This window comes from Streptomyces sp. NPDC002206, assembly GCF_053593595.1.
This window is the reverse complement of sequence record NZ_JBSFCW010000023.1, coordinates 14,848-31,869: the sequence shown is the minus strand read 5'-3', so window position 1 is coordinate 31,869 and position 17,022 is coordinate 14,848. Positions and strand designations below refer to the sequence as shown.

Sequence of the window (17,022 nt, the reverse complement as noted above, 5' to 3'; positions counted from 1 at the left end):
GTCGATTCCCTACTCAGCGATCATTCGCAATTCCTAATTGGCAGCCGAGTCGTCGTGGGGTGCCGGGCGGTCAATCAGTGGAAGCCACAAGCGGCAGAGCCTTTTGAGCCACACCCGGCACCCCTGGGCGGGTCAACCATACGAAGGGCTCACCACATCCCGCAGAACAACGTAGGGAGCCTTTTCCAACCCCAGCTTGAGCAGGTCACGTGGAGGGTGAGGAGGGTCTGGACGAGTGTGGTGATGCGGGAGGTGCTGCACCGCTTCGTGAGCGAGGAAATCGGTCGCGCCCCGTGAGGTGAGTCGTTAACCTCCGCCGGAGCGCAGTGAGGTACGACACACGACCGCGAAGGGGAGCCGTTCATGGAGATCGAGGGCGTACGGACCGACCGGCTGGGCCTGCTGCTCGACCAGTTCGACAAGGCCAGGGAGATGGCTGGGGTGCGGCTGGCGGGGCTCGGCGACGAGGAGTATCTGTGGGAGCCGGTGCCCGGCTGCTGGTCGCTCCGGCGGCGCGCCGAGGCGACGACGCCGCGGGCGTTCGGGCCAGGCGAGTGGTTGCTGGACCTGGGCGCCGCGGACATCCCGGCGAGCGAGTACGCGGAGGTCGCCCGGCAGGCGGCCGGCGGCCTGTCGGTGGAGAAGATCGCCGAGGACTGGAGCGTGACCGTCGAGCGCGTCAAGCAGATCTTGGCCCACACCGGCGAACCGGAGCCGGACGAGACGCCGGTCACGACCATCGCGTGGCGGCTGGGCCACCTGCACTACGAGTTCGCGGGCACCTGGGAGTGGACCTTCGGCGAACGACGGCAGGACCCGAAGCAGATGATCGACTTCTCCCCCTCGGCGGCCTTGACCCTGGAGCGCTTCTGGCCGGTGGTCGACCGCTGGCGCGCCGACGTCGGCGCCCTCACCGAGGACCAGCTCGACACGGTCGGCCTCTCGCAGTACCCGTACGGCTCCCACCCCGAGGAACCGTTCATTTCCGTGCTGTGGGGGGCCAACCTCGAATTCATCCACCACATGGCCGAGATCGCGTTGCTCCGCGACCTGCGGCGGGCGCGCTTCACCACTCCCCGGTAGGCCCGGGCGCGCCAAACACCACCCACGTCTCCGGGATGGTGCACACCGGATGCAGTTGCAGAACTATCGCGTGGGTCGGGTCCATCGGGGGTCCCTGCCGGTCAGGCCCAGTGCGCGGTCGAACAGGGGCGCATCGGCCTCTTGCGGCACCTCGTCGGCGAGAAGGCGCAAGCCGCGCATACGGGGTGCCTCACGTGCGTAGGTGTCGAACGCGGCACTGGTCAAGGACGCGGGGATATTGATGGGCTGCCCGGTGGCTACTGCCGTGTCCCAGGCGTGGATGGCGAATTCGGCGATGAGGATCCCGGCGAGCGCGGTGGCCGCCATGGGCGGTCCGCCAACGCTCGCCTCCCCTTCCCACGCCGCTGGTGCGGACCAGGCACTCACTGCCAGCTCCGCCTTTTCAGCCATCAGCCCAGCCCAGTCGGACTCCGGTTGTCCGGCGAGAAAAGGCATCGGGTCGGCAGTCGGCAGGCTGGGATCCGGTGCCGCCCGGGTGCCCGCGTCCCTCGTCATCAAGAGCATCATGGCGATGTGATTCACAAGGTCTCCCACCGTGAATTCCGAACATGGGGTTGGATCTTGGTACTGGTCCACCGACACACCGCTGACTACGTCAAGGGCCAGATCGATGCTCTGCGCCAACAAGTCCACTTCGGTCGATTGCCTCATGCGGCGTTTCCTCCTTCGTGTGCCCCAGGCCGGGGCGAACGGTCCTAATGAGATGGTCTGTCGGACGATGTTGTATGTGGTGATCGCACGTTGGGCTGTGTATGGCGCGTCGTCCAAACGGCTTGTGGGCGGACGCTAAGTGGTCGCGTTCGGAATTGCTTCGGGGGTTGATCAAGCTGTCAGTGCGGTGGAGGATTCTTCCTGGTGATCGGCGGTGTGTCGGTCGAGCCTGGCCAGCAGACCGTCCAGGTCGGAGGTGGTGAACCTCCACTGGAACGGCTGTGCCGTGGCGTTGTAGCGGTCTTCGAATGCCCCAAGCCGGTCCCCGACCTGGGCAAGGTCGGTGAAGTCGTTGGGCGAGACGACCTTGCGCTGCACGACGGAGAAGTAGATCTCCACTTGGTTGAGCCACGAGGCGTGCACCGGGGTGTGGACCATCACCGCGTTCGGGTACGAGGCCGACAACCGGGCGGCGGCCTTCTGCCCGCGGTGGGACGAGCCGTTGTCCACGATCCAGAACACGCGCTTCGCGCTGGCGTACGGCTCCTGGTTCATGACCTGGGCGACCAGGTTCATGAACGGGTCGATGCCGGACCTGGGTTCGGTGCGGCCGGACATCTTTGCGCGGTGGACGTCGTAGGCGGCCAGGTAGGTCAGTGCCCCGCCGCGGCCGTAGGTGTGGTTCACCCGCATCGCTCTTGCCTGGCCCGGGGCGAGCGTGGGGTGGCAGCGGCAGCGGGCCTGAATGGAGGTCTTCTCGTCCGCGCTGATGACGTATTCGTCCGCGCCGAGCGGCTCGCCGTCCCAGCTGCGGGCGTAGAGGTCCAGGACGCGGGCCGCCTTGGATCGGAAGTCGGGGTCGGTGATGAAGACCCAGGAGCGGTGCTGCCAGGGTTTGATCGCGTCTTGGTCGAGCCAGCGGCGCACGGTGGAGGCCGACACCGACGCGGCGATGCCCCGCGACATGGGCTCGCGGGCCAGTTCCGGGCACGACCAGCGCGACAGCGGCGCGCCGGTCTCGGCGGGAAGCTGGCAGGCCAACGCTTTGACCTGCGCGGCTTGCGGGGGTGTGAAGACGGGGGGCCGGCCAGTGCGCTGACGGTCGAGCAGGCCGCGCAGACCCAGGTCGGCGAACCGGCCCCGCCATGTGCGCACGGTGTCGACGTGCACTCCCGCCTCGACGGCAATACGCGCGTTGGGCCTGCTCCGAGCCGCCAGGAGCACGATCCGCGCCCGCACCCGGTCCCGGTACTCGGACCTGTGACCGTATGCGGCCTTCTTCAGTCGGTGCCGCTCGGCGGCGGTCAGGACTATGGGGCGCGCGGCGGCAACAGGCAAGGCAGGCAGGCCGATCGGCAGAAGTAGATCAGGGCGGCCATAGCCTGCCGCATCCGGTCCGACGCTGACGTCTAATGTCCGCCCAGGCCCGTCAGACGATGGAAGAGCTGCCCAAAGTGCCGATCCGGCCGATCTCCTCCATCGGATACGGGGTCTGCCTGCTCTCGAGTTGGAACTTGCGGTAGAAGTCTGTCATCACCGCGGCGAGCGGGGCGTGGCGGGTGAGGATCGCCGCGACCTGCGGCGGAATTCCTTTCGGGTGCTCTCCTTGGGCGCATGCGCGCACGAACGCACCGCGGTCTTCCCCCCTGTAGCCGTACAGAGCGGTGATGAGCCAGATCACCAGATGTGTGACGGAGTAGCAACGGTCATAGGTCTGGTGTTCGGCGAAGAAGTCGGCCTCTTCCTTGGACAGGTCGAACCGGGAGGAGATTGCGAGGCCGTAGTCCGCAAAGAACAGACGCTCACCGTCGGTCAGAATGTTCTGGAAGTGGGCATCGAAGTGCAGGAGACCGTGGGCGTTCATGAACGAGGTCCCGGCCTGCAATTGCCTCACGACCATGGCGCAGGCTCTCTCGGTCGCCTCGTCACCGGCTTTGACCTGGACGCCCAGCCAGTCGTGCAGGTTCTGCGGGATGTACTCCAGGAACAGTGCGATGCTTGCCGAGGAATCTCGCAGAGCCTCGATCCGGCGGCGCACCTCGGATCCGCCTCCCCAGTAGGTGACAGCCTTCTCCACGTCGGCCAGTTCCTCGGGGAGCGACTGCCCGGGGTGCGGCAGGACCCGCGAGTGGTACATCAATGGGAAGCCCTCATAGTCCTGTGCGAGCACCCAGTTCGTCGTCATGGTGTGCACGGCCAGCTCCCTCCAGGCTCCAAAGCCCGGCCCCCCGATGACCCCGACACCGAAATGGGAGAAGGCAGGTAGCTCGAAGAGGTTCGCCGTGGACCGGACGTTCTCCGGCTGCCTTTCCAGATCGCTCAGCGGCACCCGCTTGACGAAGACCGGGGTTCCACCGATGTCCAGCAGCGCCGATGTCCCGCCGATACCGGATCCCATTGGCTCAGCCGCATCCACGAGGTCGCGCAGTTCAAGATCACTGCACCGGGCCAACGCTGCGGAGACGGCACTGTGAGCCGCCAGACGCGCATCGCGCGACATGTCAACGGTCTCGACGACTGCCTCCACGTGGGCATCAACCTCTCTGAAACACCTGGGCGTCTCCGACAAGCACGTACGCGCGACGCACAGCCTTGCGGTTCGACTCTTGGCACGTGCAGCGGGCATCAAGGATCCGTTTTGCGAACACAGATCCGAACCCCCTTTCGGCTGCACTGTACGTGAAGACGACAAAGAGATCGGGCGAACGCGATGCCTCGGCAAACCACCACTGCTCAGCGGCTCGGAACTGGGCTGTCTTGCAGTGGTCGAGCTTCATCGCACTGTCCTTCGACGCTGACCGGTGAACACACCCGTCAGGCCCAGCGGGGCCAACCCCCGAAGAACTTCCGGAGCCGACCACTAAGCTTGGCTTTAAGGTCGTCGACTGTTCTTTCGGGTGTCTGTCCACGGCCGGGTCCTGGCCCTTGTTGAGAACCTTCACCACGATGTCCCGGTCGGGCGCCACAACCCCAGGTCCGCCATCTTGTGACTGGCATCCAGGACGCTTACCTATCCCCGCTGCACTCGTCACCAGCCGTCGTGATCTCGCGTGCGGCATTGGGCCGTCCTCGCTGGATTGCGTCGACGACGGCCTGGCGCTCACCCATGCCAGGACCACGCACTGGTCGCACCGAGAAGGTGAACCGCCGACTTGTATGGGGGTAGCGGGACGCGGTCGGGTTGGCCGCTCGTAGTGTGCCGTAGGACGCCGGACCGGGTGACTCGTGAACCGTCTGCCGCTCTTCGGGGCTGGCTCTCCCGGGGTATGTCGCCGGTCAGGTGTCCGTCCGCGGTCTGACTCAACAGAGGCGTGTCCCGGCCGGTTGGTTCCGGAAGTCGGCGTGTCGGCCGTGGATGCCCTGTCGTCCGACCGTGAGGAACACTGTCCCGTGATACTGCTTGGTGTTGACCCCCACAAGTCCACCCACACCGCCACCGCCGTCGAGCCGGAATCAAACCAGCAGGTCGGGACGATGCGGATCGAGGCAAGCCTGACGGACTACCGGCGGCTCCTGGCCTGGGCCAAGCGGTGGCCGCAGCGGAAGTGGGCGGTGGAGAACGCCAACGGATTGGGCCGGCATCTCGCTCAGTGGCTCATCGCCCGCGGCGAGAGTGTCGTCGACGTGCCTGCCGCGGCGACCAGTCGGGTGCGCGAACTCTCCCGCGGTGGGCGGCGCAAGAACGACCAGATCGACGCCGCGGCCGCGGCCACCGTCGCCTATCTGCAGGGAGACGGACGGGATGTGAAGTCGGTCTTCGTCAACGTCTTCGGCGGCATCCCCGCCTGCGACGCGGTCGCGGCCGGCATCGTGCAGGCCCTGGGCGAGGCATGGCGTGGAGGCAACGCAGCCGAACCACCTGGCCGTGTATGTCACGGGATGGGTCAAGCGGGTGCCGATCGGTCTGATCGGGCACGCCAAGGGCGACGCCAACGAGACGGTGGCCTGGCTGCTGGAGGACCACATGGCGGGCCGTCTGGCCGCTCCCGACCAGCCGGATCCTGACGCGGTCGTCGATTTCCTTGCCGAGCGCGGTGTCCGCCGCGTCACGCGAAAGGGCTGGTATCGCACGGACGCGCACGAGCAGGTCCACGGCACGGAACAGGGACGCGAGCGGATCAAGGTCGTGGAGCGTGCCGCGATGCTGGACGCGTCGGAAGCCTGACCTCCGGCCGGGCCGCGCCCATGCCTGTCAGGCGGCGCTTCCCGTCGAGGTCCGGGCGGTATCAGGGACCGGGACGGTGCCCGTGCCCTCGGCGACCGCGGCCATCGCCGATACCCCGATTCCGAGCTTCTCGAGGATCTTCTTCTCGATCTCGTTGGCGAGGTCGGGGTTGTCCTTGAGGAAGTTGCGGGCGTTCTCCTTGCCCTGGCCGAGCTGGTCGCCCTCGTACGTGTACCAGGCGCCGGCCTTGCGGACGAATCCATGCTCCACGCCCATGTCGATCACACCGCCCTCGCGGCTGATGCCCTGGCCGTAGAGGATGTCGAACTCCGCCTGTTTGAACGGCGGCGCGACCTTGTTCTTGACGACCTTTACGCGGGTACGGTTGCCGACTGCGTCGGTCCCCTCCTTCAGCGTCTCGATACGCCGGATGTCCAGACGCACCGAGGCATAGAACTTCAGCGCCCGGCCACCGGTCGTGGTTTCCGGTGAACCGAACATCACACCGATCTTCTCGCGCAGCTGGTTGATGAAGATCGCCGTCGTCTTCGTCTGGCTGAGCGCGCTGGTGATCTTACGGAGCGCCTGGCTCATCAGACGGGCCTGCAGACCCATGTGGGAGTCGCCCATCGCGCCCTCGATCTCGGCGCGTGGCACCAGGGCCGCGACGGAGTCGATCACGATCAAGTCGATCGCGCCGGAGCGGATCAGGATGTCGACGATCTCCAGCGCCTGTTCACCGTTGTCCGGCTGGGACAGGATGAGGTTGTCGGTGTCGACGCCGAGCTTTTTGGCGTACTCCGGGTCCAGCGCGTGCTCGGCGTCGATGAACGCCACCGCGCCGCCGGCCTTCTGTGCGTTCGCTACTGCGTGCAACGTCAGCGTCGTCTTGCCGGAGGATTCCGGCCCGTACACCTCCACGACACGGCCGCGCGGCAGACCGCCCACACCGAGCGCCACGTCCAGCGCGGTCGACCCGGTAGGGATCACCTCGATGGGCTCGTTGGGCCGCTCGCCGAGGCGCATGACCGCGCCCTTGCCAAACTTCCGCTCGATCTGTGCGAGCGCGGTGTCCAGCGCCTTCTCGTGATCGGTTCCTGCCATGAGCTTCACCCGGTCCGATTGAGTGGCACGCCGCACGTCGGAGAACGTGAGCGTCTGGTGCCGACAACGGACGTGTCGGATATCCCAAAAAACGAACATCCGATCGATTTTCGTGTCCAGTGAAAGGTACCAAACCGAGGGAAGCGGGACGGGTCGCGCGCCGGACCGCTCCGGACGCAGAGCGCGCCGCCCGCTTCCCCTCGCTGAACCATGGCGTCGTCGAATGTCGTCACTGCTTCCGAGAGTGCGTTCCGCCGGCTTCGTGACGTACGAGACCTCGCTGCGGCTGGCCTCCTCGTTGGCCTGGGGCGTACTCAGGTGGCCGTGCCGATCACGAGGCCGCAGTCACGTAGCCCTGCTGTCTGTCGGTAACAGTGAACGGCAAGCGTCCCAGACCGCATGGCAGTGCCGTCGGGCCGAGGTCTGCGAAGGCCGGTGCGGCTATCGGGGGTAGAAACCGGTGATGCGGTAGAGCTGTTGGTGGTAATGGATTCTGAAGCCCGTGACCCACTGCTCGGACAGGTCATCCACGACGATTAGTCGCGGGTCGGTGCGCACGGTGGGGCGGTGCAGGGGCATGGCCACCGGCACTGGGCGCTCGCCGAACGGGGACCGGGCGTGGAAGGCAGGGGTGGTCACCATGTGCCCCACGAGGGGACCGGTCGGGTGGTACTCGGCCGGCAGCTGTTGCAGGAGGCCGTCTAGTTCGATCGTGACGGTGCGGTGGCGCTGACCGGGGGAGGGGGGCGAGTTCATAGGGCCACTGCCAGGTGGCCCGTGGGCGGGAGGCCGTAGCGCATCCAGGATCTGAGGGCACTGGCGGTGTGGATCTGGCCGGTACCCGTGGCCCGGTAGCCGTCGAAGACCCAACGGGTCACTTGCAGGAAGGTGCCGTGGCCGGTGCGGAGATCGAGTTCAAGGTTGAGGAAGACAGGGCGCTTGGAGATGGCGAAGCCTTGCCAGGGGCGCTCCCAGCGCAACAGCGTGCCGAACTGCGGGTCGCTCCAGACGATGAGGCGCCGTGCGCGGTGAGCGGCACGGCAGTCTAGGATCCACAAGTCGGTGTGTGCTTCCCGGCCGGTGACCTCGGCGGGGGGAGGCGGGCGGGCCTGTACCTCAGCCCGCTTGCCGCAATGCAGTTGGCAGTCGGCGCGGCGGTTGCCGAGGGAGATCTCGGTGACCACGCCCCATCCCTTGATCTCCTTGTGCCATGCAGACCCGGTCACAGGGTATCTGCGTAGCACAGGAGTTCGGCGTCGTCCTCGTCCAGGCCGAGGGCCTGCGGCCCGATTTCTGTGAGCAGGTCGGCGACGGTGAAGATGCCGGGAAGGTTGTCGATGCCGGCGACCAGGCGGTCGTAGCGTTTGACCAGGGCGAGGATGCGGTTTCCGCGGAGTCGGTGCTTCTTCGCTCCCTGGGTGGGCTCCTTGGCCTGCTGGTCGAGTCGGTCGGCCTCCCTGAAGTCGCGTTCGGCAAGAGGTGGCAGGACGTCGATGATGCGGTCGAGGTCTTGCAGTACGAGCTGCCGTGCGGTCTTCTCGGTCAGTTCGCCGCCTTCGCCGAGTACGACCTTCGCGACGACGTTGTCGTCGGTGGCGCCGGCGCGTGGGCCGGGAACGCTCACGCCGTCCGGGTCGGCAGGGGTGGTGCCGCAGTCGGGGCCTTGGGGGGCGGGTTCGGTGTGCGGGGGGCCAGGTGGTCCGGCCAAGGCGGCGACTCGGATCTCTTTGGAGACCTTGTTGAAGCAGGTGGTGCACATCGACTTCACCGCGCGGTCGAACACCGCGTGGTACTCGGCCGACAGCACCTTGACCTTCGATCGGACGATTCCCTGGAGCCGGGCGAACTGCTCACTAAGGAGACTTCCTCCTCGCGGAGCAGGATGCGTAGGTCCTCGTGGTTGATGTCGTCGACCACCCCTCGGCGACCAGGAAGTCCGCCAGCTTGGATAGGCTCCAGGTCGAGAACGGCAGGTCGTGCTCGGTGGGCTTGGACTTCGCGATCTTCTTGATCTTACGGCGCTCCGGCAGCGTGAACGTCTTCGGCCGGCCACCGGAGTGCTTCGGATACGGAGAGTCGAAGCCGTCGGCGTTGAAGTTGTGGATCACGTCGCGGACCCGGTCGTCGCTGGTGAACGACACCTCGGCGATCTTCGCCACCGGCATGCCCTGCGCGGAACGCAGCACCATCTGGGCCCGCCGGCAGGTCACCACCGACCCGGTGCCTCTGCGGATAATCCGCAGCAGCCGCCGCCCCTCATCGTCATCGATCTCTCGGACAAGCACTCGTTCTGCCACCCGGAAAGAATGACGCCCACGCACCGTCCACCACAGCACCCGGACGGCGCGTCACATCACAACAGGGCAAACGTTGCCTGCTACGGCACGAGCTACTGGTACGTGCGGTGACGCAGGGGCCGGCGGGTGAGCGGCTGCCCGGGAACTTCCCGGACTACCACCTCATGCCGTGAGGCCATGCTTCATGTCATGAGAGTGCGCTTCATAGGGTGAGGTGAGGGTGGGCGGCGTCCGTGTCAGGGCGTCGCCCACCGGCCTTCTCGGTGATCTCGTCCGCCAGCCAGCGCGCGACGCCTCGCGGACAGGGCGCAGGCAGGCCGAGGACAACATGGCTGACTCCGATGTCGACGAGTTCGGCGACCGTCGTAGGGGTGGCACCGGGATCGTCCGCGCTCGGCGATGAACTCCACGCTGTTGTGCGGCGGGCCGGGGATGTTCCAGATATCGGCCTGTTCGGCACCCAGCCGCAGCAGTTGCGTGCCCCAGCCGCCGATCAGCAGCGGAGGCCCCGGCCGCTGCACCGGCTTGGGCTCGTTCCACGTACCCCTGAGTCGGTAGTGGCGCCCCTCGAAGTCGAAGACGTCCTCGGTCCACATCCGCTTGAGGATGTGGACGGTCTCCGCGAGGCGTGCGATGCCCTCGCCGGGCGGGACGAGCGTCAGCCCGTACGCCTCGTACTCCGTGATCGGCCCGCGCGGGACCGACCTGCACGGAGACCGTCCCGTTGCCGACGGGCCGGTCAAGTTCTTCCAGACGCCCTCTGGACATCCCTCGCGTCTGCCGCCACCATAAAGGCGACTCCATACAGTATGCAATCTACAATATGGAGTGAACGGTGAGGCTCGATGACCCTGACGACGTACAAGTGAGGCGGCGATCATGACGAAGGCTCTAGAAGGTGTGCGCGTCCTCGATATGACGCACGTGCAGTCCGGCCCGTCCGCAACGCAGATCCTCGCGTGGCTCGGTGCCGATGTGGTCAAGGTCGAGGCACCGACCGGAGACATCACCCGCAAGCAGCTGCGCGATCTCCCGGACGTCGACAGCCTCTACTTCACGATGCTCAACAGCAACAAGCGCAGCGTCACCCTCAACACCAAGACCGAGCGTGGCGGAGAGATCCTCACCGAGCTGATCCGGCGTTCCGACGTCATGGTGGAGAACTTCGCCCCGGGTGCGGTGGACCGTATGGGGTTCACCTGGGACCGCATCCAGGAGATCAATCCGCGCATCGTCTATGCCTCCATCAAGGGCTTCGGCGAAGGTCCGTACACCAACTTCAAGGCGTACGAGGTCGTCGCGCAGGCCATGGGCGGGTCGATGTCGACCACCGGCTTCGAGGACGGGCCACCGCTCGCTACCGGCGCCCAGATCGGCGACTCCGGCACCGGAATGCATGCCGTCGCCGGCATCCTCGCCGCCCTCTTCCAGCGCACCCACACCGGCCGCGGCCAGCGCGTGAACGTCGCGATGCAGCACGCCGTGCTCAACCTCTGCCGCGTGAAGCTGCGCGATCAGCAACGGCTCGCGCGCGGCCCGCTCGCAGAGTTCCCGAACGAGGACTTCGGCGACGAGGTGCCGCGCTCGGGCAATGCGAGTGGCGGCGGGCAGCCGGGCTGGGCGGTCAAGTGCGCACCGGGAGGCCCCAACGACTACGTATACGTCATCGTGCAGCCCGTCGGCTGGAAGCCGATCGCCGAACTTCTCGGCAGGCCCGAGCTGGCCGACGATCCCGAGTGGGCGACGCCGGAGGCCCGGCTGCCGAAGCTGGGCAAGATGTTCCAGCTCATCGAGGAGTGGACCAGCACTCTGCCCAAGTGGCAGGTGTTGGAGGCGCTCAACGCCCACAACATCCCGTGCGGCCCGGTCCTGTCCACCAAGGAGATCATCGAGGACGCCTCGCTCGCCGCGAACGAGATCATCGTCGAGGTCGAGCACCCCGAGCGCGGCTCGTACGTGACGGTCGGCAACCCGCTGAAGCTGTCCGATTCCCCCGTGGAAGTGACCAGCTCGCCGCTGCTCGGCGAACACAACGAGGAGATCTACCTCGGCGAACTCGGCCTCTCTCACGAGGAGTTGCCGTTGCTCAAGGCGCAGGGCGTGATCTGACCGACGGCGGCGAGCACCACACCCGACTCCGTCCCGGGCGCGGCGTAACCCGCCGCCCCCGGGGCGGCTCCATTTTTGGGCGGCGCCTGTTTGATAGGCAGCGTTTATCACTTGGAAGTTGTTACCTCTTTGACTACTTCCGACGGACTGGCCGAAGCTGATCTCAGAGCGGGAGTTCGGTGACAGAAAGGCACAGGCCAGAACATGAGCACCATCGAAGATCCGGCAGATCGGCTGGAGGTCACCCCGCCCAAGACCTGGGCGACCGGACTGCCCGCGGTGACGCACGCGATGCAGTACTCGCTGGGCCAGACCTCGGTCCGGCGGACCGCGCTGACCCTGCTGAACATCAACCAGGCCAAGGGCTTCGACTGCCCTGGCTGCGCCTGGCCGGAACCCGGCCCGGGGCACCGCGCCAAGAACGAGTACTGCGAGAACGGCGCCAAGCACATCAACGACGAGGCGACCTCGCGCCGGGTCACCGCCGACTTCTTCCGTACGCATTCGATCTCCGAGCTGGGCCAGAAGTCCGACTACTGGCTCAACCAGCAGGGTCGGCTGACCGAACCCATGGTCAAGCGGCCCGGTGCGGACCACTACGAGCCGATCGGCTGGGACGAGGCGCTCGGCCTGCTCGCCGAGGAACTGCGCCGGCTGGACTCGCCCGACGAGGCCCTCTTCTACACCTCAGGCCGGCTCAACAACGAGGCCGCGTTCCTCCTGCAGCTCTTCGCGCGGGCCTTCGGCACGAACAACCTGCCCGACTGCAGCAACATGTGCCACGAGTCCAGCGGCTCAGCGCTGACGGAGACGCTGGGCATCGGCAAGGGCAGTGTGAGCCTGGACGACATCCACCACTCCGACCTGATCTTCGTCGTGGGCCAGAACCCGGGGACCAACCATCCGCGCATGCTCTCCGCCCTGGAGGAGACCAAGCGCAACGGCGGACAGATCGTCGCGGTGAACCCGCTGCCCGAGGCCGGACTGATGCGGTTCAAGCACCCGCAGAAGGCCCGCGGAATCGTCGGCCGGGGCACCGACATCGCCGACCAGTTCCTGCAGATCCGGCCCGGCGGCGACCTCGCGCTCTTCCAGGCGCTGAACCTGCTGCTGCTGGAGGCGGAGGACGCCAGGCCGGGAACCGTGCTGGACCACCGCTTTATTGAGGCGTCCACGACGGGCTTCGACGAGTTCGTCGAGCAGGCCCGCAAGGTCGCCTGGGAGGACATCCTCACCGCCACCGGACTGACCCGCGAAGAGATCGAGAAGGTAGCCGAAAAGGTTCTGAACAGCGAGAAGGTCATCGTCTGCTGGGCGATGGGGCTGACGCAGCACAAGCACGCCGTCCCCACCATCCGTGAGGTCGTCAACTTCCTCATGCTGCGTGGCAACATCGGCAGGCCCGGGGCGGGTGTCTGCCCGGTGCGCGGCCACAGCAATGTGCAGGGCGACCGCACCATGGGCATCTGGGAACAAATGCCGCAGCCGTTCCTGGACGCGCTGGAGCGCGAGTTCGCCTTCACCCCACCCACCCGGCACGGCCTGGACTCGGTGGACGCCATCCGCGCCATGCGCGACGGCGAAGCCAAGGTCTTCCTCGGAGTCGCGGGAAACTTCATCCGAGCCACCCCCGACAGCGACGTCACCGAGCGGGCGATGCGGCGCTGCCGCCTCACCGCGCACATTTCTACCAAGCTGAACCGCTCCCACACCGTCTGCGGCGAAATTGCCCTGATCCTGCCCACGTTGGGCCGCAGTGACCGGGACATCCAGGCGGGCGGCGAGCAGTTCATCACCGTCGAGGACTCCATGAGCGAAGTGCACGCCTCCCGTGGCCGCCTGCACCCGGCCTCACCGCACCTGCTCAGTGAGGTGGCGATCATCTCTCGGCTGGCCCGGCGGACCCTGGGGGAGACCCCGTCCCTTCCCTGGGAGAAGTTCGAGGCGGACTACGGCACGATCCGGGACCGTATCTCCCGAGTCGTACCGGGCTTCGAGGACTTCAACGCCCGGGTGGACCGGCCCGGCGGCTTCCGGCTGCCCAACCCGGTGAACGAGGGGATCTTCCCCACCCTGAGCGGCAAGGCCGTCTTCACCTGCAACGACTTCGAGATGCCGCACGTACCCGAGGGGCACCTGCTGTTGCAGACGCTGCGCTCCCACGACCAGTGGAACACCATCCCGTACGCCATGAACGACCGCTACCGGGGCATCCACAACGCTCGCCGCGTGGTGCTCGTGAGCCCCGTCGACCTGGAGGCACTCGGGCTCGCCGACCGTGACGAGGTCGATCTGGTGAGTGTGTGGCGGGACGGCGTGGAACGCCGCGCGGAGAAGTTCCGGGTGGTCGCCTACCCCACCCCCCCCGGTTCCGCCGCGGCGTACTACCCGGAGACCAACGTCCTGGTGCCGTTGGACAGCGTGGCCGACATCAGCAACACACCTACGTCGAAGGGTGTGGTGGTCCGCCTGGAGCCCGCCGTCGCCGTGGGCTGAGACGAACGCCCGAGACACATGAGCGCCGCCCCCAGCACCGCGCTGGGGGCGGCGCTCATGTTCTGTGCGGCCACAGGGAACCCCGTGCGGGGCTCTGGACAACGAGCCGAGCTGGCGACTGCCACACCATCCGCAACGCCGGCGGTGGGGTCACCGACGACACGATCCGCTCCCTCACATTCATCCAACGGGCGCTCAGCACCCGCAGCGTCATCCTCATCCACCACACCGGCTGTGGTCTGCAGAGCCTGACCGAGGACTTCCGGCACGAGTCGGAGATGGAGGTCGGGCAGCGGCCGGCGTGGGCGGCGGAGGCGTTCAGTGACGTGGATCAGGACGTACGGCAGTCGATGGCGCGCGTGCGCACCTCACCGTTCCTGCCCCGCACCGATGACGTCCGGGGCTTCGTCTTCGACGTATTGACCGGGCTGCTGCGGGAGATCGACCCGCAGGCCTGAGGCCCCCGGCTGGTGTGGGCCTGGTCGGACACCGGCATCGATGACCCGGATCGCGAAGTCGTGGGAATTGCCTTCGCCGCCCTCTGGCGCACCCCGAGACGGAACGGCATACTGTATGCAATTCTTGGTCGCCCCGCCTCCCGTGGTGTTGAGGCACCCGATGTCGGACCAGAACCCACTCCCGAGGGGGTCACCCTGTGTCTTACCGCACCGCTCTCGCCCACGTCCTGAGCAGCGCCATCGCGCCCTCCGCCGAAAAGACCGGCACGGAGGGGCGGTTTCCGCGCAGCTCGGTGACGGCCCTCGGCCGCGCCGGGCTGCTCGGACTCACCGTGTCCGCGGAGTTCGGCGGCGGCGGGTTGGGCCTGCCGGACGCCGCGGAGGTGGTGGCGCAGGTCGCGCGCGCCTGCCCGGCGACCGCGGCCGTACTCGCATCCCACTACGCGTCGGCCGCCGTCAACGAGGCGTACGGCAGCCCCTGGATCCGCCGTGAAATCGCCGTCGGACGTCATCTCGGCAGCCTGGCTCTGGCAGAGGACGGTTCTGGCGAGCAAGGCGCGCAGGCCGAGCTCCTGGCCGCACGCTCCACCGCCGCGCAGGCCGACCTCTTGGTGCCACGCGGCAGCGCCGCCCGTTCCGGCGACGTGGTGGCCCTGCGCGCCCGTAAACATCAGGTGGTTGCGGCGGGAGAGGCCGACAGCTACGTCTGGTCCTCCCGGCCGCTCACCGCGCCGGACGGCCTGACTCTCTGGATGGTTCCGGCACACGCCCCCGACTTGTTCGTCCCGGCCCGGCCGGACGGGACAGGGCCGTACGGCAGCGCGACCTCCACCGTCTTCGCCGACCCGGTACTGATCCCCGCCGACGCGATGCTCGGACCGGACGGGGGAGGACTCGACCTCGTGCTGCGTACCGTCCTGCCGTGGTTGCTCGAACTGCAGGCCGCCGTCGGCACTGTCGCCATCCACCCGGCAGCCGCGGGCGCTTCCCCCGGGCCTGCTCGACGTCCCACTGATTCCCTTGCGGCGTCCTGAGGTGCGTTGTCCTGAGCCCGGTCGGCGCGCAGCACGGCGACTCTCGCCGGGTCGGGGTCCCGTCGGGTCAGTCCTGGCCCGCTCCGGCCGCGATCTGCTTGCGGTAGAAGTCGGTGGTGCGTTCGGTGTGCTTGCGCATGATCTCGCTCGCGCGGTCCGCATTGCCCTTGGCGATGGCCTTGATGAGCTGGGTGTGTTCGTTCCACGCCTCCGAGCCGCGGGGCTGGGCCATGGGCGTGTAGTACCAGCGCACCTTCTGGCCCACCAGCGAGATCAGCTCGGTCAGCACGTCATTGCCGGCCACGGAGGTCTCGGGCTCTGCGTTCTGAGCGGCGAGCTGGGCCGAATAGGTCTCCAACACCGAGCGGACGTTGAGAAGGTGGGCGGCTTCTTCTTGGGTGGGGGAGTGTACGAAGGCGCCCTGGGAGGGGCGCAGGTCGACCCAGCCGTTGGTCTGGAGCCGCTGCAAGGCCTCGCGCACCGGTTGGCGGCTGACGCCGAGGTGTTCGGCGAGCTCGGCCTCGACCAGGTGCTGCCCGGGCTCGAGGGAGCCGTTGTTGATCAGTTCGGTCAGGGCGTCGTAGCCGGCCTGGCGAAGCGGTGCCGGGCGGGCGACGCGGCGGGACGCCGCGGCCGTCAGAGCCTCGCGCATGCTTCCCCGATCTGCCGCCGAACCTGTGGGGCCGACGGCTGTGCCAGTGGTGGCCACCGAGAAGGTTGCCGCGAAGGCGGGAGGCATTATACAAGTTTTCGTATGCAATATGGCGTGTGCTGCGGGGATGCGCCCGAGCCTCACCCGACGGCCGGCGGGGCACCCCGGCGTCCTGCACCACGCCGGTGGCGGACGGGATGCGGGTGAGTACGCAGACGCCCAAGGTGGAGAAGCTCCGCCAGGGCGTCATGGAGCTGTACATCTCCGACCATCCGCTGGACTGTCTCACCTGCCCGGCCAACGGTGAGTGCGAGTTGCAGGACATGGCCGGCGTGGTCGGGCTGCGGCAGGTCCGGTACGGCTACGAGGGCGATAACCACCTCGATGCCGAGAAGGACACGTTCAACCCGTACTTCGACTTCGACCCGTCCAAGTGCATCGCCTGCTCCCGCTATGTGCAGGCCTGCGGCGAGGTGCAGGGCACGTTCGGGCTGACCATCGAGGAGCGCGGCTTCGAGTCCAAGGTCTCGGCGGGCGCCGGCGAGACCTTTATGGATTCGGAGTGCGTCTCCTGCGGGGCCTGCGTACAGGCCTGCCCGACGTCGACGCTCCAGGAGAAGTCGGTGGTCGAACTCGGCATGCCGACCCGGTCGGTGGTCACCACCTGCGCGAACTGCGGTGTCGGCTGCTCCTTCAAGGCCGAGCTGCGCGGCGACGAGCTGGTGCGGATGGTGCCGTACAAGGACGGTGGAGCGAACGAGGGCCACTCCTGTGTGAAGGGCCGCTTCGCCTTCGGCTATGCCACGCACCCCGACCGCGTGCTCAAGCCCATGGTCCGCGACAGGATCACCGATCCGTGGCGCGAGGTCGAGTGGGACGAGGCGATCGGCACGGTCGCGCGGCGGATGCGGGAGCTTCAGGACCGCTGTGGCTCCTCCCCGCCCTGAAGGAC

14 protein-coding genes and 4 pseudogenes are annotated in these 17,022 nt (G+C 67.4%); 8 read left to right on the top strand and 10 right to left on the bottom strand.

Annotated elements, in window-relative coordinates; translation table 11 throughout:
• Nucleotides 1-363: 363 nt before the first annotated feature.
• Nucleotides 364-1,083 (top strand): DinB family protein, encoded by a 720-nt coding sequence (locus ACWCP8_RS29970; protein WP_451119227.1) that lies wholly within the window; start codon nucleotides 364-366, stop codon nucleotides 1,081-1,083.
• Between the two features lie 63 nt (nucleotides 1,084-1,146).
• On the opposite strand, the gene ACWCP8_RS29965 is transcribed toward ACWCP8_RS29970, so the two are convergent.
• From ACWCP8_RS29965 to ACWCP8_RS29955, 3 genes are all read right to left on the bottom strand, one after another.
• Nucleotides 1,147-1,755, bottom strand: a complete 609-nt coding sequence (locus ACWCP8_RS29965; protein ID WP_451119225.1) for a TIGR03086 family metal-binding protein — start codon at nucleotides 1,753-1,755, stop codon at nucleotides 1,147-1,149.
• A gap of 171 nt (nucleotides 1,756-1,926) precedes the next feature.
• Nucleotides 1,927-3,093: an IS630 family transposase gene (locus ACWCP8_RS29960; protein WP_451119223.1), complete on the bottom strand. Its 1,167-nt coding sequence runs from the start codon at nucleotides 3,091-3,093 to the stop codon at nucleotides 1,927-1,929.
• A gap of 91 nt (nucleotides 3,094-3,184) precedes the next feature.
• The gene (locus ACWCP8_RS29955) at nucleotides 3,185-4,255 is read right to left on the bottom strand and encodes a protein kinase family protein (RefSeq protein ID WP_352271267.1); all 1,071 of its coding nucleotides are present in this window, start codon (nucleotides 4,253-4,255) and stop codon (nucleotides 3,185-3,187) included.
• Between the two features lie 725 nt (nucleotides 4,256-4,980).
• On the opposite strand from ACWCP8_RS29955, the pseudogene ACWCP8_RS29950 reads away from it, so the two are divergent.
• Together ACWCP8_RS29950 and ACWCP8_RS29945 are read left to right on the top strand one after the other, a co-directional pair.
• A pseudogene (locus ACWCP8_RS29950) lies at nucleotides 4,981-5,577 on the top strand (IS110 family transposase); the annotation flags it as partial.
• A gap of 40 nt (nucleotides 5,578-5,617) precedes the next feature.
• Nucleotides 5,618-5,920 (top strand): annotated as a pseudogene (locus ACWCP8_RS29945) (pyridine nucleotide-disulfide oxidoreductase); the annotation flags it as partial.
• A 27-nt stretch (nucleotides 5,921-5,947) separates the two neighbouring features.
• Here ACWCP8_RS29945 and recA read toward each other — a convergent pair.
• The 6 genes and pseudogenes from recA to ACWCP8_RS29915 form a co-directional block, all read right to left on the bottom strand.
• Nucleotides 5,948-7,024, bottom strand: a complete 1,077-nt coding sequence (recA, locus tag ACWCP8_RS29940; RefSeq protein ID WP_451119221.1) for a recombinase RecA — start codon at nucleotides 7,022-7,024, stop codon at nucleotides 5,948-5,950.
• A 441-nt stretch (nucleotides 7,025-7,465) separates the two neighbouring features.
• The gene (locus ACWCP8_RS29935; RefSeq protein ID WP_451119219.1) at nucleotides 7,466-7,780 is read right to left on the bottom strand and encodes a hypothetical protein; all 315 of its coding nucleotides are present in this window, start codon (nucleotides 7,778-7,780) and stop codon (nucleotides 7,466-7,468) included.
• Complete coding sequence (locus tag ACWCP8_RS29930) at nucleotides 7,777-8,250, bottom strand: hypothetical protein (protein WP_352271228.1); 474 nt, start codon at nucleotides 8,248-8,250, stop codon at nucleotides 7,777-7,779. The genes ACWCP8_RS29935 and ACWCP8_RS29930 overlap by 4 nt, the downstream gene beginning before the upstream one ends.
• On the bottom strand, nucleotides 8,247-8,831 hold the full coding sequence (locus ACWCP8_RS29925; RefSeq protein WP_451119217.1) for a hypothetical protein: 585 nt from the start codon (nucleotides 8,829-8,831) through the stop codon (nucleotides 8,247-8,249). Before ACWCP8_RS29925 ends, ACWCP8_RS29930 begins: the two co-directional genes overlap by 4 nt.
• Before the next feature lie 50 nt (nucleotides 8,832-8,881).
• Nucleotides 8,882-9,321: pseudogene (locus tag ACWCP8_RS29920) on the bottom strand (helix-turn-helix domain-containing protein); the annotation flags it as partial.
• Between the two features lie 236 nt (nucleotides 9,322-9,557).
• On the bottom strand, nucleotides 9,558-10,064 hold the full coding sequence (locus tag ACWCP8_RS29915) for an LLM class flavin-dependent oxidoreductase (protein ID WP_451119215.1): 507 nt from the start codon (nucleotides 10,062-10,064) through the stop codon (nucleotides 9,558-9,560).
• A 136-nt stretch (nucleotides 10,065-10,200) separates the two neighbouring features.
• Between ACWCP8_RS29915 and frc the strand changes: the two genes are divergently transcribed.
• The 4 genes and pseudogenes from frc to ACWCP8_RS29895 all read left to right on the top strand — a co-directional run bounded on the left by frc (nucleotide 10,201) and on the right by ACWCP8_RS29895 (nucleotide 15,418).
• A complete protein-coding gene (gene frc, locus ACWCP8_RS29910; RefSeq protein ID WP_451119213.1) occupies nucleotides 10,201-11,430 on the top strand; it encodes a formyl-CoA transferase in 1,230 nt (409 codons plus the stop codon).
• 204 nt (nucleotides 11,431-11,634) lie between these two features.
• The gene (locus ACWCP8_RS29905) at nucleotides 11,635-13,926 is read left to right on the top strand and encodes an FdhF/YdeP family oxidoreductase (protein ID WP_352271221.1); all 2,292 of its coding nucleotides are present in this window, start codon (nucleotides 11,635-11,637) and stop codon (nucleotides 13,924-13,926) included.
• Between the two features lie 113 nt (nucleotides 13,927-14,039).
• Nucleotides 14,040-14,384 (top strand): annotated as a pseudogene (locus ACWCP8_RS29900) (beta-class carbonic anhydrase); the annotation flags it as partial.
• Between the two features lie 197 nt (nucleotides 14,385-14,581).
• Nucleotides 14,582-15,418: an acyl-CoA dehydrogenase family protein gene (locus ACWCP8_RS29895; protein ID WP_451119211.1), complete on the top strand. Its 837-nt coding sequence runs from the start codon at nucleotides 14,582-14,584 to the stop codon at nucleotides 15,416-15,418.
• 67 nt (nucleotides 15,419-15,485) lie between these two features.
• Here ACWCP8_RS29895 and ACWCP8_RS29890 read toward each other — a convergent pair whose 3' ends face one another.
• Nucleotides 15,486-16,070, bottom strand: a complete 585-nt coding sequence (locus tag ACWCP8_RS29890; protein WP_451119209.1) for a GntR family transcriptional regulator — start codon at nucleotides 16,068-16,070, stop codon at nucleotides 15,486-15,488.
• A 203-nt stretch (nucleotides 16,071-16,273) separates the two neighbouring features.
• Here ACWCP8_RS29890 and ACWCP8_RS29885 point away from each other — a divergent pair, with 203 nt between their 5' ends.
• Nucleotides 16,274-17,017, top strand: coding sequence for a 4Fe-4S binding protein (locus tag ACWCP8_RS29885; RefSeq protein WP_451119207.1), 744 nt, complete (start codon nucleotides 16,274-16,276; stop codon nucleotides 17,015-17,017).
• Nucleotides 17,018-17,022: the final 5 nt, after the last annotated feature.